General features: G+C 49.2%; 22 protein-coding genes and 1 other RNA gene. 10 read left to right on the top strand and 13 right to left on the bottom strand.

What is annotated here, in order from left to right; all coding sequences use genetic code 11:
• Positions 1-36: 36 nt before the first annotated feature.
• The 5 genes from motD to DYD62_RS08115 form a co-directional block, all read right to left on the bottom strand.
• On the bottom strand, positions 37-849 hold the full coding sequence (motD, locus tag DYD62_RS08135; protein WP_115226864.1) for a flagellar motor protein MotD: 813 nt from the start codon (positions 847-849) through the stop codon (positions 37-39).
• Between the two features lie 102 nt (positions 850-951).
• Entirely contained in the window at positions 952-1884 is a 933-nt protein-coding gene (locus DYD62_RS08130; protein WP_115226863.1) for a S49 family peptidase, read from the bottom strand.
• The gene (locus tag DYD62_RS08125; RefSeq protein WP_115226862.1) at positions 1877-2233 is read right to left on the bottom strand and encodes a Rieske (2Fe-2S) protein; all 357 of its coding nucleotides are present in this window, start codon (positions 2231-2233) and stop codon (positions 1877-1879) included. Before DYD62_RS08125 ends, DYD62_RS08130 begins: the two co-directional genes overlap by 8 nt.
• Positions 2226-2882, bottom strand: coding sequence for an HAD-IA family hydrolase (locus DYD62_RS08120; protein ID WP_115226861.1), 657 nt, complete (start codon positions 2880-2882; stop codon positions 2226-2228). The genes DYD62_RS08125 and DYD62_RS08120 overlap by 8 nt, the downstream gene beginning before the upstream one ends.
• Entirely contained in the window at positions 2875-3831 is a 957-nt protein-coding gene (locus DYD62_RS08115; RefSeq protein WP_115226860.1) for an RluA family pseudouridine synthase, read from the bottom strand. Before DYD62_RS08115 ends, DYD62_RS08120 begins: the two co-directional genes overlap by 8 nt.
• 778 nt (positions 3832-4609) lie before the next feature.
• Here DYD62_RS08115 and DYD62_RS08110 point away from each other — a divergent pair.
• From DYD62_RS08110 to DYD62_RS08070, 9 genes are all read left to right on the top strand, one after another.
• Positions 4610-7594, top strand: a complete 2985-nt coding sequence (locus DYD62_RS08110) for an Rne/Rng family ribonuclease (RefSeq protein WP_115226859.1) — start codon at positions 4610-4612, stop codon at positions 7592-7594.
• A 480-nt stretch (positions 7595-8074) separates the two neighbouring features.
• Entirely contained in the window at positions 8075-9004 is a 930-nt protein-coding gene (locus DYD62_RS08105) for a branched-chain amino acid ABC transporter permease (protein ID WP_099398492.1), read from the top strand.
• Positions 9005-9018: 14 nt separating this feature from the next.
• Positions 9019-10131 (top strand): ABC transporter permease subunit, encoded by a 1113-nt coding sequence (locus DYD62_RS08100; RefSeq protein WP_115226858.1) that lies wholly within the window; start codon positions 9019-9021, stop codon positions 10129-10131.
• Complete coding sequence (locus DYD62_RS08095; protein WP_115226857.1) at positions 10128-10898, top strand: ABC transporter ATP-binding protein; 771 nt, start codon at positions 10128-10130, stop codon at positions 10896-10898. Before DYD62_RS08100 ends, DYD62_RS08095 begins: the two co-directional genes overlap by 4 nt.
• Before the next feature lie 73 nt (positions 10899-10971).
• A complete protein-coding gene (locus DYD62_RS08090; protein ID WP_115226856.1) occupies positions 10972-11688 on the top strand; it encodes an ABC transporter ATP-binding protein in 717 nt (238 codons plus the stop codon).
• Positions 11689-11894: 206 nt separating this feature from the next.
• A complete protein-coding gene (locus DYD62_RS08085) occupies positions 11895-12638 on the top strand; it encodes a YdcF family protein (protein ID WP_115226855.1) in 744 nt (247 codons plus the stop codon).
• Positions 12639-13044: 406 nt separating this feature from the next.
• Positions 13045-13671: a helix-turn-helix transcriptional regulator gene (locus DYD62_RS08080; RefSeq protein ID WP_115226854.1), complete on the top strand. Its 627-nt coding sequence runs from the start codon at positions 13045-13047 to the stop codon at positions 13669-13671.
• A 76-nt stretch (positions 13672-13747) separates the two neighbouring features.
• Positions 13748-15049 (top strand): HAAAP family serine/threonine permease, encoded by a 1302-nt coding sequence (locus DYD62_RS08075; RefSeq protein ID WP_115226853.1) that lies wholly within the window; start codon positions 13748-13750, stop codon positions 15047-15049.
• Between the two features lie 153 nt (positions 15050-15202).
• On the top strand, positions 15203-16594 hold the full coding sequence (locus DYD62_RS08070; RefSeq protein ID WP_115226852.1) for an L-serine ammonia-lyase: 1392 nt from the start codon (positions 15203-15205) through the stop codon (positions 16592-16594).
• Positions 16595-16826: 232 nt separating this feature from the next.
• On the opposite strand, the gene DYD62_RS08065 is transcribed toward DYD62_RS08070, so the two are convergent.
• The 6 genes from DYD62_RS08065 to DYD62_RS08035 form a co-directional block, all read right to left on the bottom strand.
• Positions 16827-17609 (bottom strand): peptidylprolyl isomerase, encoded by a 783-nt coding sequence (locus DYD62_RS08065; RefSeq protein ID WP_115226851.1) that lies wholly within the window; start codon positions 17607-17609, stop codon positions 16827-16829.
• A gap of 49 nt (positions 17610-17658) precedes the next feature.
• Positions 17659-17940: a BolA family protein gene (locus DYD62_RS08060; RefSeq protein WP_115226850.1), complete on the bottom strand. Its 282-nt coding sequence runs from the start codon at positions 17938-17940 to the stop codon at positions 17659-17661.
• On the bottom strand, positions 17927-18226 hold the full coding sequence (locus DYD62_RS08055) for a YciI family protein (protein WP_115226849.1): 300 nt from the start codon (positions 18224-18226) through the stop codon (positions 17927-17929). Before DYD62_RS08055 ends, DYD62_RS08060 begins: the two co-directional genes overlap by 14 nt.
• Positions 18226-18783 carry a septation protein A gene (locus DYD62_RS08050; RefSeq protein WP_115226848.1) on the bottom strand — a complete coding sequence of 186 codons (558 nt, stop codon included), beginning with the start codon at positions 18781-18783 and terminating at the stop codon, positions 18226-18228. Before DYD62_RS08050 ends, DYD62_RS08055 begins: the two co-directional genes overlap by 1 nt.
• Before the next feature lie 341 nt (positions 18784-19124).
• Positions 19125-19222: signal recognition particle sRNA small type (ffs, locus tag DYD62_RS08040), an RNA gene on the bottom strand.
• Positions 19223-19346: 124 nt separating this feature from the next.
• On the bottom strand, positions 19347-20324 hold the full coding sequence (locus DYD62_RS08035) for an asparaginase domain-containing protein (RefSeq protein ID WP_115226846.1): 978 nt from the start codon (positions 20322-20324) through the stop codon (positions 19347-19349).
• 63 nt (positions 20325-20387) lie between these two features.
• Here DYD62_RS08035 and smpB point away from each other — a divergent pair, with 63 nt between their 5' ends.
• The gene (gene smpB, locus DYD62_RS08030; RefSeq protein ID WP_099399112.1) at positions 20388-20843 is read left to right on the top strand and encodes an SsrA-binding protein SmpB; all 456 of its coding nucleotides are present in this window, start codon (positions 20388-20390) and stop codon (positions 20841-20843) included.
• A gap of 69 nt (positions 20844-20912) precedes the next feature.
• On the opposite strand, the gene DYD62_RS08025 is transcribed toward smpB, so the two are convergent.
• Both DYD62_RS08025 and plsY read right to left on the bottom strand, forming a co-directional pair.
• Complete coding sequence (locus DYD62_RS08025) at positions 20913-22946, bottom strand: LTA synthase family protein (protein ID WP_132038613.1); 2034 nt, start codon at positions 22944-22946, stop codon at positions 20913-20915.
• Entirely contained in the window at positions 22924-23535 is a 612-nt protein-coding gene (gene plsY, locus DYD62_RS08020; RefSeq protein ID WP_115226844.1) for a glycerol-3-phosphate 1-O-acyltransferase PlsY, read from the bottom strand. Before plsY ends, DYD62_RS08025 begins: the two co-directional genes overlap by 23 nt.
• Between the last annotated feature and the right edge of the window lie 63 nt (positions 23536-23598).

Raw genomic sequence — 23598 nt, 5'->3', positions numbered from 1 at the left:
TTTGATTCATGGGTAGCCCCAACTGATGCACTTGGTTTATTTAGGCGCAGAGGGAGCGGGTGCAGGCTTGGCCTCATTTCCCAAGGGCAGCACCGCCACTTCGTCTTTATTATCAGCAAGGATATTCAAAGTCACCCTGCGGTTGCTGGCCCGGCCTTCCGGGGTGTCATTACTGCCTTGTGGCCGAAACTCGCCATAGCCGATAGCCACCAAGCGCTGCGGCGCTACGCCTACATCAACAAATAAACGCACCACACTAGCGGCACGGGCCGCAGATAATTCCCAGTTGGAAGGAAACTGCCCAGAGCGCATAGCCTGATTATCCGTATTACCCTCAATCTGAATCAGGTTATCCGTATTTTTAACCATCTCAGCCACCGCAATCAGCGCAGTGGCAGATTCAGTGTGCAAATCCGCCTTGGCAGTATCAAACAAAACCGAATCACTGATTTCTACCGCAATCCCCCGCTTAGACTGAGTGACGCGCACCTTGCCCTGATCAATCAAAGTGCCCAGCGATTTTTTTAAATCACCGGCCATGCCCTGCATTTTTTGTGTCTGCTCAGCCACTTTAGGGCTGGGCGTAGGGGTAGATACGGCGGTCAGCACCACCAGCTTATCCGGCACACCTGCAACAGGCTGGTTTTGTTTGATCACTTCTTTGCTCGTTGGTGTTTGCTTGAAAGCATCCACCATTGAATTTGACAACACCTTATATTTGCCTTCATTCACCGATGAAATGGCGTACATCACCACAAAAAAAGCAAATAACAGGGTAATAAAGTCTGCATAAGACACTAACCAGCGCTCATGATTATCATGCTCCTCGTGCCTGCGCTTGCGTGCCATGCTGAGCTCCTTTTAAAGATAAAAGGCGGGTACATTGCTGCACCCACCTGCACAAGCCAATATGATAAAGCGTGCGGGCAAGGAAACATGCCCACGCCGCCGTTACTTCAACTGTAAATTAAATTCTGAAACCAGCTTGTTTGCCGCAGACACCCCAATCTGGCGGGCCAGACGGTCTGCATAACTTGGGCGGGGAGTGAAATCGACAATGTCTTTCGCCTTAACCACATCACGCGCCACGCTGTCCACCGAGCCTAATGCATCAACCAGACCCATTTTGACGCTGGCGGCACCACTCCACACCAGTCCAGAAAAAAGATCCGGGTTATCGGCCAGCTTATTGCCGCGGCCAGCTTTAACCACCGCGATAAACTGCTGATGAATCTCATCCAGCATGACCTGTGCTTTATCACGCTGGCCCTGGCTCATTGGCGAGTAAGGATCTAAAAATCCTTTATTGGCTCCGGCAGTCAGCAAACGACGCTCGACACCCAGTTTTTCCATGACGCCACTAAAACCAAAGCCATCCATCAGTACGCCAATCGAGCCCACCATAGACGCCTTATCCGCGTAGATTTTGTCTGCGCCTGCGGCTGCGTAATAGCAGCCAGAAGCACAAATTTCCTCGATCACCACATAAAAAGGAATCTGGGGATACAGTTTTTTCAAGCGGGCAATTTCATCGGCCATCATCCCTGCCTGCACCGGACTGCCACCTGGGCTGTTGGCTTGCAGGATCACGGCCTTGGTGTTTTTATCTTCAAAAGCAGCAGTTAACCCTTCGATCAGGGTTGCTGCATCCGCCTCACCCCCAGCTGAAATAGCACCCTCCAGCCGAACCACGGCTGTATGCGGCCCAGCCAGCTCGTCACTGGCTTTCTTGCCCACCCAGCCCATCATCATGGCCAGAATCAGAATCACAATACTAAAAGTGACCAGCTTAAAAAAGATATTCCAGCGGCGCGCACTGCGTCTTTCTTTAATACCGGCTTGCAGCAAACTTTGTAATTGTTCGCGTTCCCAGGATTCATTCATGCTGTGTTTTTTCCTCAATCAGGCAGACTTGGCCCGCGTATTCGCGAACCGGTAAAGAAACAAGCTTGCGGCCAGGGCAAGGGCCGCCCAGGCAAAGACCCGTGTCGGGCGCATAATATGCGCCGTGTGTAGAACAAACAAGCCAAGAGCGGGAGTAATCAAAAAAATCCCCCGGATTAAAATCCAGCTCAATCGGTATATGCGCACACTCATTAATATATGCATACACTTGGCCATCATACCGAAGTACAAAAGCATTCCGTTCACGCCCTCCCCACAGCAGGGTAAAGCGCAGTGCCAGGCCCCGCTCTGCTAAGTCCTGGCTCTGGCACAGCACCCGATCAGGCATTTAATAAAATCCAGTCTTTTAAAGCATGGAAATCATCAAAATGTGCCAACGGCTTGCATGTTAATAATTCAGGCAATTTGTGTGCGCCATAGGTGAGCGCCAAACTTTGCGTCCCCGCATTTTGAGCCAGCTGCAAATCATGCGTGGTATCACCAATCATCACTGCCCGGCTCCCCTCCACAGCGCATTTATCCAGAATGTAATGCAACATTGCAGGATGAGGCTTAGAAAACGCTTCATCGGCCGTGCGCGTCACTTTAAAAAACGCATCCAGCCCCGTAGAGGCCAGGACCCGGTCTAAACCTGCCCTGGATTTCCCCGTTGCCACGGCCATTTGAAAGCCTGCATCAGCAAATAAAGGCAATGCATCCAGCACCCCGTCATATAAAGCCACATCCTGATCCTGGGCTAAATAAAAACGCCGGTACGCCCCAACAACCTCGGTAATCTGCGCGGCACTGGCTTCAGGTGCAAGATGCTGCATGGCCTCATGCATACCGTATCCAATGACATACCGCGCTTCTTTATCTGATGGCACGGGTAAACCAACCTCTGCAAAAGCCGATTGAATGGCACGAGCGATCGTGCCCGTGGAATCCATCAAGGTGCCATCCCAATCAAAAACCAGCAAATCAAATTGCTTAGGCATGCGTTTTCTCAAGTTGGTCGATATAAGATTGTAATTCGGGCGGCAAAGGCGCTTCCAGCTCTAATGATTTACCTGTAATAGGATGATCAACTACCAGACGCCATGCATGCAGAAACATGCGCCGCAGCCCTTGCCTTGGTAATATTTTATTTAAAGCAAAGTCACCGTATTTTTCATCGCCCAGAATTGGATGCTCGCTTGCAGCAAGGTGCACCCGAATCTGATGAGTGCGCCCAGTTTTAAGCTCACATTCCAGCAAGGAGCAATCTTTCCAGACCTGACGGCGATTCACAACCGTGTGCGAAATCTTACCTTCCGGCGAAACACGCACACGGCGCTCACCTTCGGCAGTGTTGTATTTCAACAAAGAAAATTTGACATGGCTGCGTGGATTTTCCCACACACCTTTCACCAAAGCCAAATATCGCTTATCAATCCGGTGATTATCACGCAAGGCATCTTGCAAAACAGTCAGCGCAGAGCGCTTTTTGGCCACCATTAGAATGCCCGACGTTTCTCTGTCCAGCCTGTGCACTAATTCCAGAAATTTAGCTTGCGGCCGCTGAGCGCGAATCAGCTCAATCAGACCAAAACTGACACCCGAGCCACCGTGAACAGCAAGCCCAGCAGGTTTATTTAAAATTAAAATGGCATCATCTTCAAAGATGATCGGTATATCAATACGGTGAGAAGCCGCCACAGCAGGCGCGGCATCTGGCTTTTCTGCAACACGAACCGGCGGCAAACGTAAAACATCACCGGCAGCGATGCGATACGTTACATCACTGCGGCCCTTATTTACGCGAACTTCACCACTACGCACAATGCGATATACATGACTTTTTGGTACGCCCTTGAGGTGTTTTAACAAAAAATTATCCAGCCTTTGGCCGGCATCTTCTTCATCCACGGTCAGGAACGTGACGGATGCTTTGCTACTGCCCTTCATCTTGACTTATACTCTCCGCACGCCACAACCCAGAAGGTTGTAGCAGGTTGGCCGGTGCGATAAAAACGCAACGGCAACGATTACCGCAAGGGCTTGTTTTGATAAGGGACTTTTTAACAGCCCCCTCAGGACAAGCACTGCGCAAGGTGGCTAAGGCCACTTTTAGATCCCGCTCTTAAAGCAATACTGCAAGACGATACAGTCGGCGATTACCTTCCCGCCGTAGAGAAATATGCTCTGCCCCTCCCAACTGGCACAAAAAGCCAGTCTTAGCAAAACTGGGAGCGCGAGCGCGGGGCTCGCCTATCTGCCGTCAAGCTGATGCAACAAGTTCCGGGAAGCGGTTATCTCGCTCACCGCAAAAAGCAGCGATGGTAATTGATTTATATATATAAAGCACTCATCGGATTCTTATTAGCGTACTGGCCTACTTTTACAGAAAAACAAGTAAAAACGCCGGTATGGTACGTTCGGCAGCTAGTCACCATTGTAATGGCCGCAAAAAAAAGGTGAGAGAAGAATAAAAACCAGCAGGAAACCGAATCCAGATCCTTGTTTAAATCATTGCATAACAAGGATTTTAGGCCGATTTCCAAGCCCAGGTATAAACTTCACCGCCCTTTTGCAGGCCGCTGTAAATAATTGCATGGAAACAGCCTACCTCTCCCAGCGCCATCAATATGATGCGGGCACTTATTAACCGCCTGCGTTCAGGCAGTTACACTGGGCATGCCAGAACCTAATTCCTGCCGCGTGAGTGCGTGCCGGAGTCTTTTTTATGAAACGTATGTTATTTAACGCAACGCAAGCTGAAGAGCTGCGCGTTGCGATTGTTGATGGTCAGAAGCTGGTCGACCTTGACATCGAAACCGTTGGCAAAGAACAACGGAAATCCAATATCTACAAGGGGGTCATTACCCGCGTTGAGCCTAGCCTTGAAGCCTGCTTTATCGATTACGGCTGCGATCGCCATGGCTTTTTGCCGTTTAAGGAAGTGGCTCGCGCCTACCTTAACGACAATGGCGACGGCAATGGCCGCCCGCGTATTGGTGACTCGCTCAAAGAAGGCCAAGAGCTGATCGTTCAAGTCGAAAAAGACGAACGGGGTAACAAGGGCGCAGCACTGACCACCTATATCAGCCTTGCCGGCCGCTATTTGGTATTGATGCCAAACAACCCACGCGGTGGTGGTGTTTCTCGCCGCATCGAGGGCGAAGAGCGCAATGAGCTTCGTGCGGTTCTTGATCAGCTTGAAACACCAAACGGCATGAGCCTGATTGCCCGCACTGCTGCCATTGGCCGCAATGCCGAAGAATTACAGTGGGATTTAAACTACCTACTGCAACTTTGGCGTGCGGTTGAAGGCGCTGCCTCTACCCAAACAGGTGCTTTCCTGATTTATCAGGAATCAAGCTTAGTTATCCGCGCCATCCGCGATTACTTCCAGCCAGAAATCGGTGAACTGCTGATTGATAAGCTCGATATTTACGAGCAAGCACGCCAGTTTATGAGCCATGTGATGCCGGCCAATGTCAACCGCGTGAAGTTCTATCAGGATGATGTGCCACTGTTCTCACGCTTCCAGATTGAGCATCAGATCGAAACGGCCTTTGCCCGCGAAGTGAATTTGCCTTCTGGCGGCGCCATTGTCATCGACAAGACCGAAGCGCTTTATTCTATTGACGTGAACTCGGCCCGCTCCACCAAGGGTGCCGATATCGAAGAAACCGCATTACGCACCAATATGGAAGCCGCTGACGAAATCGCCCGTCAGATGCGTTTGCGTGACGTGGGTGGTTTGATCGTGATCGATTTTATCGACATGGAAAACCCAAAGAATCAGCGTGAGGTTGAAAACCGTCTGCGCGACGCCCTGCACCACGACCGTGCCCGTGTTCAGACAGGCAAAATCAGCCGCTTTGGTCTGATGGAATTATCCCGTCAACGTCTGCAGCCTTCGCTGGAAGAAACTAGCCATATCGCTTGCCCGCGCTGCCACGGCACCGGCTTTACACGCGGTATCGAATCTTCCGCACTCAATATCCTGCGGATTATTCAAGAAGAATCAATGAAGGAAAACACCGGTGCGATTCATGCACAGGTGCCGGTTGATGTTGCGACCTTCCTGCTCAATGAAAAACGTGCAGAAATTTTTGCACTTGAAGCACGCCTGAAAGTCAGTGTGGTACTGATTCCAAATACCCATTTGGAAACCCCCAACTACAATCTGTCGCGCCTGCGTCACGAAGACATTGGCAGCAATGAAGACGTTATTCCTTCCTACAAAATGGTTGATCAGCCAAGTGAAACTGGCTACCAACCAGGCAAGGTGAAAGAAGAGCAAACCAAGCGCCAAGAAGCCATGGTTAAGGGCATTACCCCTGACCAACCAGCACCCATCTCTGCCCGTGATCGTATTGCCGCACCGAGCGACACCGTTGCTGCACCATCACTGTGGAAAAAACTGCTGACTTGGTTCCAAGGTGAGCCTGCTGCTCCGGTAGAGCCACCTAAGCCTGTGGCTGCTGCGCGTCCGCAAAACAACTCGCGCAACCGTAATGATAGGGGCCAGCGCCCGCCGCGTGAGCCACGTGAAGGCCAGGCACCACGCGCAGAGCGTCCTGCCCGTAATGAAGAAGCCCCCGCACAGGCACGTCGCGGCAGTGGCAAACCACGCATCGAAGAAGACTTGCAAAAGAGCCGTGAAAATCGTGAAGCGCGTGAAAACCGCGAGCCACGTGAACGGAACGAGCGCAATGATCGCACTGAACGCAGCGAAGCCCCGGCAGAACAACGCCCGCGTAACGAGCGTCCACCACGTCAGGAACGTCAGCCACGCAAAGAAGCAGCTGCAGCAAGTAATACAGAAGCGTTGTTAAGTGCACCTGTCGCAGAAAACAACACGGATGAAGCAAGCGAGCAACAACGTAGCCGTCGTCGCCGTAGCCGTCGTGGTGAACGCCGTGGTGAACGTGTTGAAACCAGCGGTGCAGAAGCAGCCTTCACAGCGATTGATGCACCAGCACCCGGCTTTGTAGCTTCAGCACCTGCGCCAGCGCCTGTTGTGAGTACACCCGCACCTGCTCCGGTAGTTGCTCCGGTTGTAAATGTTGCACCTGTTGCGCCTGTAGTCACTATTGCACCATTGGAAGTTGCCGCTGCGCCAGTTGCACCAGTAGCACCGCCTGCTGTTGCTGAAGTTGCTCCTGCTGCTCCGGTTGTTGCTCCTGCTCCGGTGCTTGCTCCGGCTCCTGCTGCTCCGGCGGCAGAAGCCATTGCTGTCCCTGCTCCTGCGCCAGCTGTTGTAAGCACACCTGCACCTGTTGTCGTTGCAGAGCCTGTTGCTGCGCCAGCACCGATTGCAGCTCCTGCGGCCCCTGTTGTGACCGTCAACCTTGCTGAGCCAGCGCCTATTGTACCTGCTCCTGTAACGCCTGCTGCACAAGCACCCGCATTACAAATTGGTACGCCTGAAGCCGCAGGGCTGGTGATGGTTGCTACCCGCAGCCTACCGGCTACTGCCGAAGAGCCAGTTGTTGTAGCACCAGTACGCCGCCGTCGCCGCGATGTGCAAGCTGCAAACACTCAGCTTGTGAACGAAGCGCCTATGCTGCAACAAGTTGAAACACAAGCAGCAGGCAATGCGGAAGTAGCAGCGAAGCCGGTAGCAGATACGCCTCGTGCGCCGCGCCGTGATGCAGCTGCGCCAGCAAGTGATCATACTACTGAGCCTTTAGTTCAGGTTCAAACCAAGCAGTTTTAATCAGGCCTGAAATAAGCCTGCCCAAAGCCACCGGATCATTACCGGTGGCTTTTTTATTTCTGTAAACAACAGTCTGTCTATTCTTAGCCCGCCAACTTTCAACCCAGCCTGGCTAATATCCTTTTCTAATACAAAGCTCACCCCCGCCATTCCCTAGGGTTTATACCTCAGCACCGATTAAGTGGCCTTAAATGAATCCCTCCTGCTCAGTTACAGAACAAAACCCCTATCCTTCTGTTTTAAAAAATGAATTACGCATTTAAAACAATGCCAATTAAATAACAATGTACTGATATCTAAATAAAATACATCAGCCAATAAACCTTAATCTTCTTGTTTAAAACGCCCTCACCCCAGATTGCCAGTTGGGGAAATTCACAAGTATCCGAAGCAATTATTCAAGGTTAATTTTTGTACTCAGACCAAACTGTAATGGTCTTATTCAATCGCATCTGCACTCCTTACTTAGGCCTAAACAACGTGGATATTTTTCTCCAGCAAATTTTTAATGGCTTGGTTGTCGGCAGCATTTATGCGCTGATTGCCCTTGGCTACACCATGGTGTATGGCATCATGCAGCTGATCAATTTTGCCCATGGCGAGATTGTTATGATTGGCGCGATGGTCACCATTACCTGTATCAATGTTTTAATTGGCCACAATGTTGCCTTGCCCGGCCCGATGCTTTTATTAATTGGCTTTATGATGGCCGTGCCTGTCTCGATTCTTTTAGGCTATGCGATTGAGAAAATTGCCTATCGTCCGCTGCGTAAAGCCCCAAGGCTTGCCCCTCTGATTACAGCCATTGGCGTATCCATTGTCTTGCAACAAGCCGCCATGCTCATCTGGGGCCGCAACTACCGCCCTTTCCCTGCTATTTTGCCCAGCACCGTGCATGAAATTGGCGGCGCAACCATTACCAGCCTGCAAATTGCCATCATTGGCTTGGCCTTAGCCTTAATGGCTGGCCTGTTTTTTCTGATTGAGCGCACCAAGCTAGGCCGTGCGATGCGTGCTACCGCCCAAAACCCGGAAGTTGCAGGCTTAATGGGTGTAAATATCAACTCCATCATTTCCATGGTATTTATGATTGGCTCAGCCCTTGGCGCGGTAGCAGGCGTTATGGTGGCGGCGAATTACGACCAGGCTCATGCCTATATGGGCTTTCTGATTGGTTTGAAAGCCTTTACTGCAGCGGTACTGGGCGGGATTGGTAATTTAGGTGGCGCTGTATTAGGCGGGCTATTGCTCGGCCTCATCGAAAGCCTCGGCTCTGGCTATCTGGGCGATTTAACCGGTGGTGCTTTTGGCAGTAACTACAAAGACATCTTCGCTTTTATCGTACTGATTATCGTACTGGTCTTCCGTCCGTCCGGCCTGTTGGGCGAGCGTGTTGCTGACCGTGCTTAATGCCCAGGGGAAACATGATGCTATTAAAACTTGAAAATCCCCGCACACGCCTGATCGCTATGGCGATGCTGACGGTCGTGATGCTGGTCCTGCCTTTTGCATTAACAGGCAGCTTTGAAAGCGGCAAATCCTGGATTCGCACCATCGACTTTGCTCTGCTCTATATCATGCTGGCCCTTGGGTTGAATATTGTTGTCGGCTACGCAGGTCTTCTGGATTTAGGTTATATCGCTTTTTATGCCGTAGGCGCCTATCTGTATGCCATTTTAAACTCACCTCATTTGGCTGCCGTTTTGCCTGTCTGGCTTATTTCTCCTTCTTTTCCAGTCATGATATTAATGGCGGGCTTAGTTGCCGGGCTGTTTGGCGTTTTATTAGGCTCACCCACTTTAAAGCTGCGCGGTGATTATTTGGCCATCGTTACTTTAGGCTTTGGTGAGATTATCCGTATTTTTATGAACAACCTAGATCGCCCCATCAATATCACCAATGGGCCACAGGGCATTAACAATATTCAAAGCATTCATGTAGCCGGTTACGATTTTGGCCGCCCTATTGAGTTTCTGGGCCTCTCTTTTGAAAAAGTACACCTCTACTACTACTTGATTCTGGCGTTTTGTCTTTTGATTATTTTTGTCTCCATGCGCCTGCAAAACTCTCGTATTGGCCGGGCTTGGGTGGCCATTCGTGAAGATGAAATTGCCGCAAATGCAATGGGTATCAACACCCGCAATATCAAACTACTGGCGTTTGCCATGGGAGCGAGTTTTGGTGGCGTATCCGGGGCTTTATTTGCCAGTTTCCAAGGCTTTGTTTCACCTGAATCCTTCGTTCTGATGGAATCCATCATGGTGCTGTGTATGGTGGTCTTAGGCGGGATGGGACATATCCCTGGCGTGATTCTGGGTGCGATTATTGTATCGATCACACCAGAGATTTTGCGGGACGTGATCAATCCACTGCAACACGCCCTGGTTGGCCGTAAAGTGGTCGATCCGGAAAACTTACGCATGCTGATTTTTGGCCTTGCCATGATCGTGATTATGCTGCTCCGCCCCGAAGGCTTGTGGCCGTCCAAGCGCCGCAAAGCAGAATTTCACGAAAAAGATGAGGAGGCAAAAGCATGAGCGAATTACTGTTAAAAATTGAAGGCATTACCAAGCGTTTTGGCGGGCTGCATGCTTTGTCTGGTGTTGGGCTTACCATCAATAAAGGCGAAATTTACGGCTTAATCGGCCCCAATGGCGCAGGCAAAACCACGCTATTTAATGTGCTCACCGGGCTGTATCAGCCAGATGAAGGCCACTTTCGTTTTGATGGCTTGGATTTATTCCGCCAAAAACCCAATATCGTTGTTGAATCAGGCATTGCCCGCACTTTTCAGAATATCCGCCTTTTTGCCAATATGACTGCACTTGAAAACGTAATGGTAGGCCAGCACGTGCGCACTCATTCCGGCATTCTGGGCGCGATTTTCCATAGCCCCAAAGCGGTCAAAGAAGAGCAGAACATCCACACTAAAGCAACTGAGCTCCTTGCCTATGTAGGGATCAGCAAGCACGCAAAAGAGCTGGCCCGCAACTTATCCTATGGAGATCAGCGCCGACTGGAAATTGCCCGTGCACTGGCAACACGCCCAAAGCTGCTGGCACTGGATGAACCGGCGGCGGGGATGAACCCAAAAGAAACAGACGATCTGAAAAAGCTGATGGAAAAAATCAGGAACGATGGCGTCACTATTTTGCTGATCGAGCACGATGTAAAACTCATGATGGATTTATGTGATCGCATCGCGGTACTCGATTACGGCAAGAAAATCGCCGAAGGCATCCCCGACATTGTAAAAAACGATCCCCGAGTGATTGAAGCCTATCTGGGCGTTGCGCCGGAATAAGTAAGCTATTACTGCAAGCCACAGCGCCCTCAAAAAATAATGGGCGCGAAGCTTTTCAAGGAGTTGCACAAAAATGAGTAGCCCATTATTACAAGTAAAAGACTTAAAAGTGGCCTACGGCGGCATTCATGCCGTAAAAGGAATTGATTTAGAAATCCACCAGGGCGAGCTGGTCGCCCTGATTGGTGCCAATGGCGCAGGTAAAACCACAACCCTGAAAACACTGATCGGCATGTGCAGCCCTAGCTCGGGCGATATTTTGTTTGATGGCCTGTCGACCGCTAAAAAACCTATCTACGATTATGTCAAACAAGGGCTGATTATGGTGCCCGAAGGCCGGGGCATTTTCAGCCGCCTGACCGTCGAAGAAAACCTTTTAATGGGGGCGTACACGCGCAACGATAAAGCAGGCATTGAGCATGATATGGAGCGCGTGTACTACCTTTTTCCAAGACTAAAAGAGCGGATGAAGCAGCTGGCAGGCACGCTGTCTGGTGGTGAGCAGCAAATGGTGGCGATTGGCCGCGCCATTTTAGGCCGCCCCAAACTGCTGCTGCTGGATGAGCCATCGATGGGTCTTGCACCGATTATTGTGCAAAAGATTTTTGAGATCATCAAAATGATCGCAGCCGAAGGCGTTACCATGCTGCTGGTAGAACAAAACGCTAAACTGGCCCTGCAAACCGCCAACCGTGGCTATGTGATGGAATCAGGAAAAATCACCTTAGCAGATACTGCAGAAAACCTGCTGGCCAACCCTAAGATTCAGCAAGCGTATTTGGGCGAATAAAACCTGCTTTTTTCACCCCCGCACAAAGAGCCGCCCATTGCGGCTCTTTGTGCATTTGGCTGCGCCTATTATTCATTTAAGTTAACTTTCGGCATTTCACCCCCCCCCTCGGCAAGCACTTTCTTTCAGTGTTCTATTGCAGTGGGAAGCCCGTTATATAATCCCCCCAAACATGCCCCCCCCACACTTACCAATCAGGAAGCCCCATGCATTCTGCCGTACTCGCTAAAAACGCTATTGCCGCGTGCTTACTGCCGCCCGGCCTGTTTTTATTGCTGATGATTACTGGCTTAATTTTACTGACTCGTAAGCCTCGCCTTGGGCGCGGTTTGATTGCGGCCGGTATATTAAGCCTTACTGTTCTTTCAATGCCCGTTATTGAGAAGCGCTTGCTGCTCATGATTGAACCTCCTGCTCTCGTAAGCATTCCCGGCGATGCAATGGCTATTGTCTGCTTAGGCGGGGGAAAACGCTTTGCCGCTTACGATCAGCCAGAAGGGGAAACCATCAATAACGCCACACTGGCCCGGCTGCGCTATACCGCTCAAATTGCGAAAAAAAGTCAGCTTCCTGTATTGGTGACTGGCGGAAAACCCCTGGGAGGCATCAGTGAGGCGGTACTGATGGCGAAAATTTTGCGTGAAGAATTCAATACGCCGGTGCGCTGGGTCGAAAGTGAATCAGTTGATACCCAAGAAAATGCCAGCCTGAGCGTCAGGCTACTTGGAAAAAACGCCAAAATTGTGCTGATCACCGAAGCCGCACATATGCAAAGAGCGCAAATGGCTTTTGAAAACTCCGGATTTCGTGTAACTACTGCTGCAACAGACTACGCAAACCAAGAGCCACTTTCCATCCTTTCATTTATGCCAAAAGCACAGGCGCTGAGCCGCAGCAGTTTTGCCTTACATGAGTTACTGGGCATACTCTGGCATCGTCTTCGCACCTGACTTGTCCGTTCGTCAGCCGCACTCTTGACATTTAAACCGCCCCCATACCCACTAAAAACAGCCACCAAATCCCCCTTAAAACCCCGTCACCCCACAAAAAAACAACACTTTTACTTCATAAAATGGAGGGTGTTGTTTTTTTTCGCACCCAATCCAATAAGAACAAAAAAGTAAATAATACGAATTTCTAAAAAAACCACACAAGGATAAATAAGGCGCTAAACACGCAGCTAAACATAATATATTCCATTTAGCATTAAAATTTTGACATTTTGTATTAATAATTTTTTATTTCCGTGAAAATTTTTTTATTGATGCGCATCAAAAAACGTACTTAATCCAACATCAGGAACAAAAATTCGGGAGTAGAATCCACACCAACTTATCAAGACAAGAATTTTTTATCATGAAGATCTCGGTAGACCTAGACATCCTTTCAGATTTCCTATCACAAGTATTTGGGGAATCGACAGAGGTGGCGGTTCACGATATGAATCAGCTGGAAAAATCGCTGTGCATTATCAAGAACCCAATCTCGGGACGAAAAGTGGGCGCTCCAGCCACAGATTTTGCACTGCGCTTGCTGCACGAATGTCAGAACAGCGCCAAAGCACCTTTTCGTACTAACTACCAGGGCAAGACACTCGACGGCCATCGCCTGCGCAGCTCCAGCATGCTGCTTCAGGATGAAGCAGGAAAACCCTTTGCCATGTTGTGCATTAACCGCAACGACCACCACCTGCAACGAGCCAGCGAATTACTGCATCAGTATTTTCAGCACGAAGAAAACACACCCAGCGAAGAATTACTCAGCCACTCAGTAGAAGAATTAGGCGACGACATTATTAATCAGGCATTAGCCAGCTACCCAATTGCCGCCAAACATTTAAGCAGCACCGATAAAAAAGACATTGTGCAAAAACTTGAACAAAACGGCGTTTTTTTAGTGAAAGGGTTTATTGCAAAAACAGCCTCTTTACTCTCGATTTCAGAACCCACGCTTTATCGCTATTTGAAAAACAGTACTAACTAAAAGAGAAACCAACGATCCAGATTGATCGACTTAAACATACACACTTAAAAAATTAATTTTATCTAGAGAAAACATCATGTCTGACACAACACTCAATGATCTGGCACTGCCTGGCAGCGCACCAACCTGGACCAAACACGACACCGTTTGGATGCTTGGCCTCTACGGTACTGCCGTTGGCGCGGGCACTTTATTCTTGCCGATTAACGCAGGGATTGGTGGTCTTTGGCCGCTAGTTTTAATGGCGTTTTTAGCTTTGCCATTAACCTTTTTTGCTCACCGCGGGCTCAACCGCTTTGTATTATCCGGCTCAACAAAAGACGGTGACATTACCGAGGTAGTAGAAGAACACTTTGGTAAAGGCGCAGGTAAAATCATTACCCTGCTTTATTTCTTTGCGATTTACCCGATCCTGCTTGTGTACAGCGTAGCGATTACCAACACTGTGCTGTCTTTTTTAACGCACCAGATGCATATCCCTGTTGGGACAGATTTAGTAACACGCGGTATTTTTGCCCTGTGTCTGATCTTAGGCCTGATGTCTATTGTGCGCCTTGGTGGTGAATTCATCGTTAAAGCCATGAGCGTCTTGGTTTATCCCTTTGTGATTGCCTTAATGCTGCTTGCTGTTTATCTGATTCCAAACTGGAACAGCTCAGTCATCGATCAGGCAGGCAGCTTGGGTGATGCACTGACTAGCGCGTCTTTCTACAAAACTATGTGGCTTGCGATCCCGGTAATGGTGTTCTCGTTTAACCATTCACCTATTATTTCTTCTTTTGCTGTAGGTCAGAAAAAGCTTCACCCAGGTAAAGAAGACCAAATCGCATCGAAAATCTTGCTGCGCAGCCACATCATGATGGTGTTGTCGGTCATGTTCTTTGTATTTAGCTGCGTATTTAGCTTGGCACCTGCTGATTTAGTTGCTGCTAAAGCACAAAATATTTCGATTCTGTCCTACCTTGCTAATCACTTTGATAACCCTGTTATTGCATGGATGGCTCCGATCATTGCCTTTATCGCGATTACTAAGTCCTACCTTGGCCATTACCTTGGTGCAAAAGAAGGTCTGCATGGTCTGGTAATCAAACAATTGCGTGAAAAAGGTAAAACAATCTCAACAGCTAAGCTTGAACGTTACACCTCAATCTTTATGCTGATCACCACATGGTTAGTGGCCACAATCAACCCAAATATTCTGGGAATGATTGAAACCTTAGGTGGCCCAGTGATTGCTGTACTGCTGTTCCTGATGCCGATGTACGCCATCCGTAAAGTACCAGCAATGCGTAAGTATTCCGGCGCAGCCAGCAATGTGTTTGTGGTCATGATTGGTCTGATTGCGATCTCTGCAATCTTCTACAGCCTCTTTGCCTAAACACCACCCGCTTTATATACAGCCTGCTTTTCACCCGCGGACTGCCTGACTTAAGTGATCACAACGAGGAAAAGAAACACTTTTCCCCAAGAGATAAAGCTTAAGCCCGGCAGCCCCCGCTTGGTGGCAGGCTGTTTTTACAAGGAAACAGCCATGTTCAGCACCTTAGATATCTACAAAATTGGTATTGGCCCATCAAGCTCGCACACAATCGGCCCAATGAAAGCAGGCCACCAGTTTTTAGGCACATTAAAAGAAACCGGCCAATTTAATGCCGTAACCAAAATTGCAGTGGATTGCTATGGTTCACTCTCGCTCACAGGCAAGGGCCACTGTACCGATCACGCCATCATGCTTGGCTTAGCAGGCAATCTGCCCGATACGATTGATTTAGACAATATGGCTAATATCGTTCACGAAGTAGAGCAAAACGGTACGATTTGCCTCGGCCGCACCCAGCAGCGTGTTGGCTTTAGCTTGGCCTTTCAGGACAGCTATCTGCCCCTACATGAAAACGGCATGATGATTCGCGCTTTTGTGGGTGATACCTGTTGCCTCAGCAAGACTTACTACTCGATTGGCGGCGGTTTTATTGTGGATGAAGAGCACTTCAACCAAGGTAGCTGCAACGATATTCCCGTGCCCCATCACTTTTTAAGCGCAGATGATTTGCTGAATATGTGTGAGGACAGTGGCTTATCTATTTCGGCTCTTGTGCTCGAGAATGAGAAAGCCTTCCATGATATCGCCGATATCAAAGCTCACTTTGTACGGGTCTGGAGCGTCATGCAAAGCAGCATTGAACGCGGCATGAAAACCGAAGGCAATCTGCCCGGCCCGATGCGTATTCCTCGCCGTGCCCCTGCCCTGCATCATCTGCTGACCAGCTCGCTGGATGTGGCCAATGATCCACTCAATGTGATGGATTGGGTGAATATGTATGCGATGGCTATGTCCGAAGAAAATGCGGCCGGCGGCCGCGTGATTACGGCACCTACCAATGGCGCCTGCGGCATCGTTCCTGGCGTGATGTCTTACTACAATCACTTTATTAAACCACTGGATGAAGAAAGCGCACTGCGCTTCTTCTTAGCCTCTGGTGCAATTGGCTGCTTGTATAAGCTCAACGCATCCATCTCTGGCGCTGAAGTAGGTTGTCAGGGTGAAGTTGGCGTTGCTTGCTCTATGGCCGCTGCCGGCCTTGCTGAACTCATGGGCGGCAGCCCAGCCCAAGTCTGTATGGCCGCAGAAATCGCCATGGAACACAATTTGGGGCTGACTTGCGACCCAGTTGGCGGGCAAGTACAAATCCCATGTATCGAGCGCAACGCGATTGGCGCAGTTAAAGCCATTAACGCCGCCCGTATGGCCATGCACCGCAGCAGCAGCCCTAAAGTGTCTTTAGATAAAGTGATTGCTGCGATGTATGCCACCGGCAAAGATATGGACGCAAAATACCGCGAAACGTCATGTGGTGGCCTCGCCCTGCAAATTACGGCTCCGGCCATAAAAACCATTACTTTTATGGATAAAGTACCTGCTTAAATATATGCCCGATCGTTGCCCCGGTGACATCAGCCGGGGTTTACTTTTTAAGGCAGCGGTTTAATTGCTTATAAAAATGCGGCTGATAAAGCCGCATTTTTATTGGCGGAACAAAAACAGGTGTTTATTATCTGCAATCAATGGCACTTATTTGCAACTTAGCCATTTAAAAGCAATACAGCAGACATAAAAAAACCCCGCAATTGCGGGGTTTTTTTATGCAAAAAGCCAATTACTCTACTTTTGCTTTAGCACGTAATTCTTCAACCATTTTTTGTACACGCTGGCCTTGCAGCTCGCGCATCAATTCTGGCTTAACCTCTTCAAACGATGGGCCTTTCGCTTCACGCTGATCATCAAGCTTAATCACGTGCCAGCCAAACTGGGTTTTCACTGGATCAGAGATCTTGCCTTTAGGCAATTTGCTCAGCGCTTCACCAAATTCTTTCACGTAGTTAGCAGGAGTAGACCAGCCCAAGTCACCACCATTAACGGCGCTACCCTTGTCTGCAGATTTCGCCTTAGCGATATCTTCAAACTTTTTGCCTTTTTTCAGATCAGCCAGCACCGCTTTCGCTTCTTCTTCTGTTTTAACCAGAATATGACGCGCTTTGTATTCTTTACCGCTGAAGTTGACTTTGATCTTGTCGTATTCTTTCTTCAGATCAGCATCGCTGACTGGATTTGCCTTGGCGTAGTCATTTACATAAGCGCCAACCAGAATTTGTTGCTTGGCCATATCCAAACGTTGCTGTACATCTGCGTTCTTTTCCACGCCTTTCTTTTGCGCTTCTTGGAACAGTACTTCGTTACGAATCAGCTCTTCTTTGATACGTGCACGCAGTTCAGGGCTATCTTTCTGACCACGTTCAGCCACTTGCTTCAAAAAGAAATCAACTTTGCTATCAGGGATAGCAACGCCATTCACGGTTGCAACGTTTGCAGCGGTTGCCGCAAATGAAGCAGACAAGAAGCAAGCAGTGAGAGCAAGAGCAATACGGTTCGGTTGACGCATGTGTTCAGTCCTTTGTTCTAAAGTCAGTAGAGCTTAGGTTCAATAGAGTTTACAACTCGTCCGGCGTCAGTGTTTTTTTAATACTGAGCGCATGGATTGGGTGCGGGATTAAATCCACAAACAAGGCCATCACCATCCGGTGACGAGCCAGGGTGTTTTTGCCTGCAAACTGGGCAGAGACAATAGTCAGATCATAGTGCCCGCCACCTGCCACGCTACCTGCGTGACCAGCATGCGATGCACTATCATCGTCAATATCGACATACTCAGGCTGCAACACGCCAAGGCGTGAGTGTATTTCTTCGACAATCATAACGCTAGGGGAGGACATGGCGAAAGGGTTTCACAGTAACGTTTACATAAACCCCTGCTTTTAAATAGGGATCACTGTCAGCCCAGGCTTGCGCAGCAGGCAAAGAATCGAATTCGGCTACAATTAAGCTGCCAGAAAAACCAGCTGCACCCGGGTCTGTTGCATCAACGCTAGGAAAAGGTCCCGCAAGGATCAAGCGGCCTTCTTCTTTCAAGAGATGAAGCCTTGCCAGATGTGCTGGCCGGTTAGCCAAGCGCAGCTCTAGGCTATTTTCGCCATCACTTGCCATTATTGCGTAAAGCATCAGGACGGCTCCTTTTTATCTTCAGCCTGATCATTAAGATACCGTGAAAGCACCAAGGCTTGCAGCAGCACAAATACCAGCGTTAATACCAGCGTGCCAAACATCTTGAATTTAACCCAGAGATCTTCGCTGTAGTTAAATGCAACATAAAGATTAAGCACACCCATACAGATAAAAAACAATACCCAAGCCAGATTGACTTTATCCCAAAGCTTAGCAGGCAAGGTCATTTGCGGGCCCATCAGGCTTTGCATCAGGTTTTTACCCCTGACATAGCGCGACCCGCACAGAATAAGGGCAAACACCCAATACAGTACGGTAGGCTTCCACAAAATAAACACTTTGTTATGCAATAACAAAGTGGCACCACCCAGCACCGTGATCAGGCCAAAGCTTAACCATAACATGCCGTCAACTTTACGATATTTAAACCAGGACCATGCCACCTGCGCCGTCGTAGTGACAATTGCCACGCCTGTAGCCGCATAAATACTTTTGGTAATGGAATAAGTTACAAAAAACAGAATAACTGAGAAGAGGTCAAAAAGGGCTTTCATTAGCATCTTCAAAAGAGAGATGCCGCATTATGCTGACCCATTTTTACGAAAACAAGTAAATGCAGACAAAAAAAAGCGCCGCGACAGTGCGCGGCGCACAATTTACCACTGGAGATACACGAAGCATCAAGCTCGCGTGATAAGTATCATCAGGCATTTGGGCATCAGGGGTATTGATATGGATCAATCAGGGGTGACTGATAAAAACATCCGTTTAAAACAATGATCCAAGCCAATACAACACAAACAACGATGAACGCACTGCGCGTTTCATCGTTGCATCAAAACAAACTCTGGAATTTACACATCCTGCGAAGAACCGCAGAATTTAAGAATGGGGAGGTGGCGAGCCTAACCCCCGGCACTAGCATCAAAAGCTGTGGCTGCTTCCTTCCGGACCTGACCAGGTTAACCTTCTAGCTATGCGGGGAGACCCGCCGTCGAACACAGGGGCGCACTATAGCACAGCTCGGCTAAAACGCCAAGCAATCTGCTAGATTTAAGCCCCCTTCCCCTACAATAAAATCAGATTTATCTCTTTTCAGACTTCTTTATAAAAACGCTTAAGTAAGCCGGTCACCCGAGTGAGGCTTCAAAAAGAGAGCGGCCCGCTCATTCCTGTCCATACCCTTAGCTTGCACATAGTAGAGTTTAGCCAGTGCGGCTTCCGGCGTCATATCTGCACCATCAAGTACACCTAAGGCAGCCAGACCGCCACTTACGGCATAACGACCCATTTTTACCGATCCTTGCAGACAAGGCGTACAGTTCACCACTAGGCTTTGCTCCGCCAATGCCGCCCTCAGGTCAGGCTGGCTTCCCGCATTACCCGCGCCAAAGGTTTCCAGTACGACACCATCAAGGCCCGTGAGCGACAATGCCAGCCATTCTGCACTAAAACCTGGTGCTAACTTTGCAGCCACAATGTGGGCGTTTTCCGCCACCGGCTGCAAACGAAACGAACCAAGCGGTTTAGTCATGACTGGGACCATAGTAGACATCTCCCAATGCCCAGCCTGCCATAAACCAAGCGCAGGCACATTAGGTGAGGCAAAAGCAGCCATGCCGTCACAATCCACTTTACGCACCCGATTGCCACGCAGGCACAACCCAGCAAACACCACAGCTACCTCACAAAAACCGGGCACTGAGGCTAATGCCAATGCTGCCGCAACATGCTCAATGGCATCATTACGCGGCTCGCACCATGGAATTTGCGACCCAGTCACCACCACAGGCTTAGCCAGGTTTTCTAGCATATAAGAGAGCGCTGAAGCGGTATAAGCCATGGTATCTGTGCCGTGCAGCACCACAAAGCCATCGTAATCATCGTAATCCGCCGCAATATCAGCCGCGATGCGATTCCATAAAGCGGGCGTCATTTCGCTTGAATCAAGCAGCGGAGAGTATTCCAGCACCGACAAGCCTGGATAGAGGTTTTGCAACTGCTGCTGCAAATAATCTGGCGCGGGCGCATAGCCATCGCTGCTTGGCAACATACCGATTGTGCCGCCGGTATAAATGACGCGAATTCTCTGCATCTATGACTTACTCCGTAAAGTGTTAGAATCGAGGTTTAGTGAAACAAAACCGGACCCATTGCGATGTCGATCGTCGATAATAAAAAGGCTTTTCACGACTTCTTTATCGAAGAACGTTTTGAAGCGGGCCTTATGCTACAAGGCTGGGAAGTCAAATCAATCCGCGCTGGCCGTGTGCAGCTCAAAGAATCTTACGTCGTGTATCTGCGTGGTGACTTTTGGCTGATGGGCGCACATATCTCGCCACTCACCAGCGCATCAAGCCATGTACTGCCTGAGCCTACCCGCCTGCGTAAATTATTGCTAAATCAGCGCGAAATCGAGAAATTATCGATCAAAGTTGAACGTGCAGGCTACACCGTGGCGGCACTCAATATGCATTATAAAAACGGCTTCATTAAACTGGATATCGGTTTAGCCAAGGGTAAAAAGCAGCACGATAAACGTAATAGCGAAAAAGATCGCGAATGGGTGCGTGAAAAAGCGCAGATTGTTCGTGCCAATAACAAGTATGCCTGAGAGCAAGCATGTAACCCTAGGCAAGTGCTTAATGCACTTGCCTAGGGCATTCCAGCAACACAATTAACATTACAGTTGTTTTTTTACAGCCTGAACCCGAATCATCCAGTCTTGCAATCCCAGCCTTGCCCGCTCGGTTTGTACCGCTTTTTGTAAAGCGGCCGGAGGATTTTCCAAAGGCAGCAACTTATCTTTAGCCGTATTCCAATGCAGCCAAGTGCTGTGCTCCAGCCCCACGGCCACCCCTTCCGGCGTATATAGATCATTAAAATCACCCAAACCCGCGCCCTGCCAAGTACTTGAAAGCATATCTTCGCCAAAGCCAGGATAACTTGCGCCAGACAATGAGTGCGCATAGAGCGTAGGGAAAATATCCCGATGTCCACCCTCTTTATCTGCCATATATTTCCCTTTGAAACGGTAGGCAGGCGGAATACGCAAATACAAAGGCACCCGATCAAGCCAGTGCAAATCTTCATTCATTTTTAACTTAAAAAACGAGCGAAGATGATGATCGCCACTCGCCGCGAGTAATGTTTTATCCGCGAAACCTGAAGCTTTGATCTGATCAATAAAGCCACCTAAAGCATCAGATGAATACTGAAAGGCCTGCAATGCCAGCTTTGCCTCAGCAGGTGGAAGCGTTACATCATTAAATTTGGCCATATTGATCGGCTTAACAACGTAATGCTTGGGAAGAATACTAGGCACAAAAGGCGGATGATTGGTGGTCGACAAAATAAACATCATCACTTTTTGCCCCTTTGCATCGGCTTTTTGCAAAGTATCAAAGGCAAAACGGAATAAGTACTCATCATGCAAGCCCGCATCGGCCACACTCGCCTCAGGGTAGGCCGCTTTGATATTATTCATATCCAGCACATCATCAAAATATTGCTTTGAAAACGCACTTTGCAACCTGCGCCAGCCCCCGCTTCCCCCGAAAACTAAAATGGTACGATAACCTGCATCCTTATAAGGCTTAGCCGCCGAAGAAGCATAAGAAACACTGCCAAACGAGCCCTGAGTCAAAGGAGTAAGAGGTGTGTTGATCAGCAGATTTTCTAAAGACGGGTGAGTCCCCCTGCGGCCCGATGCAAAGTGAGTAAACCAGTAATCTTCGCCAGTGTGTTTAGCCATTCTGCCCAGCACATCGTTATCTGCTGCCTGCCTAGAGATGGCCTGCATTCCCCATGATTCCATCAGGCTCATCACCACATGCGGAGGATGCTGTAGCAGATAATCATTTTGTGCCGTCTTTCTGAACATTGCCGCCATCACTTCATCATCCGTATGGACATTCCAGCCCAGCACCTGTGCGGCCGCAACAGGGCTGGCAAACCCCAGCCCCTGCAAGCCCGCAGTCACATCAGGGCCAATATCAATTTGCTCCTGCCGCTCTACCCATGCTGCATGCAAGGCAATAGGACCATTAGGCACCAGATCACAGAGCAAGCGATTTGATGAAACAGCAAAGCTTTCCGGATTAAGAGGCTGACTCGCCAAACTACCCCTAGCTGACAGGGCCAGCAGCACAATCAAGCCAGCACAGGCAGGCCAGCGCACCCGGCGACGCACAGGGTGCGGCACTTTTTCTGCCCAGACCAATATTTTTTTCCAGAGCTTTAACTGCACAAAAACCAATACCGACACACCCAGCAAAATACGAATGACAGAGTAATCCTGCCATATCGTTTTGAGCACAACCCATGTGTCATCCTCAAGCAGACCAAACACAATCGGATTAAACGGGCTGCGGTAGTAGCCATAATAAAAATGATTACAAACCGCCAGTAAATTAATCACTGCGAGGCCAAAACCAAAATAGATACGGCCCACACTTGCAAGCCAGGAACGCTTACCGGCCAGATTAAGCACCAGAGCCAGCAGACAAAACAAAATCCATACAACAGCCCATATTTTTAAATCAAAACGAAAACCCATTAAAAGCGCCTGCCAGAAATCAGCTTCACCCAACAGTGCCGTACTGCCATGCAAAGCAGCAGTCCACAATCTGACCAGACTTAAAGGAATAAGGCCGACCAAAAGGCCGGCCAGCACCATACGTATTAACGACGAATTATTGTTTATCGACCTGCTCACCAATCTGCCCTTCTTTTCCTGTTAATAGATCCCTGATATTTCTTTCATGACGCCAGATCAGTAGCACGGATATCACAAACACAGCCGCAATTTGCGCAGAAGACGTCAACCAGACCCAAGCCAGTACGGGCGCAAGCAAGGCGGCCAGCAGTGCAGCCAGAGAAGAAATTTTCATTCCCTTGGCGACCACCAACCAAAGCAGCAGCGTTAATAATCCAACACGCCAATCCAGCGCCAGCAAAATACCCGCTGCGGTTGCCACGCCTTTGCCACCTTTAAAGCTAAAAAAGATAGGCCACATATGGCCAACTGTGACTGCGACAGCGGCCAGAGCAATCACCTCTGGACCTAAACCTAAAGAGCGGGCCGCAGCCTGCGCCAGCACAATGGCCAGCCAGCCTTTAAGTGCATCGCCTAATAAAGTGAGCAAAGCTGCTTTTTTATTGCCGCTGCGTAAAACATTTGTGGCACCAGGGTTGCCCGAGCCATAACTACGCGGATCGGCTAAACCACTGGCTTTGGAGACAATCACGGCAAAAGAAAGGGAGCCGATCAGGTAGCTTACTAAAATTAGAATTAACGGTGTCATACCTAAATCCACTACAATCGTAAGCTTCCGATTTTAAGCTAAATGACCGCTGATGGGTAAAAC

Origin of the sequence: Iodobacter fluviatilis, assembly GCF_900451195.1 — a bacterium.
GTDB lineage: Bacteria > Pseudomonadota > Gammaproteobacteria > Burkholderiales > Chitinibacteraceae > Iodobacter > Iodobacter fluviatilis.
This window is presented reverse-complemented; position numbering and strand designations above follow the sequence as displayed.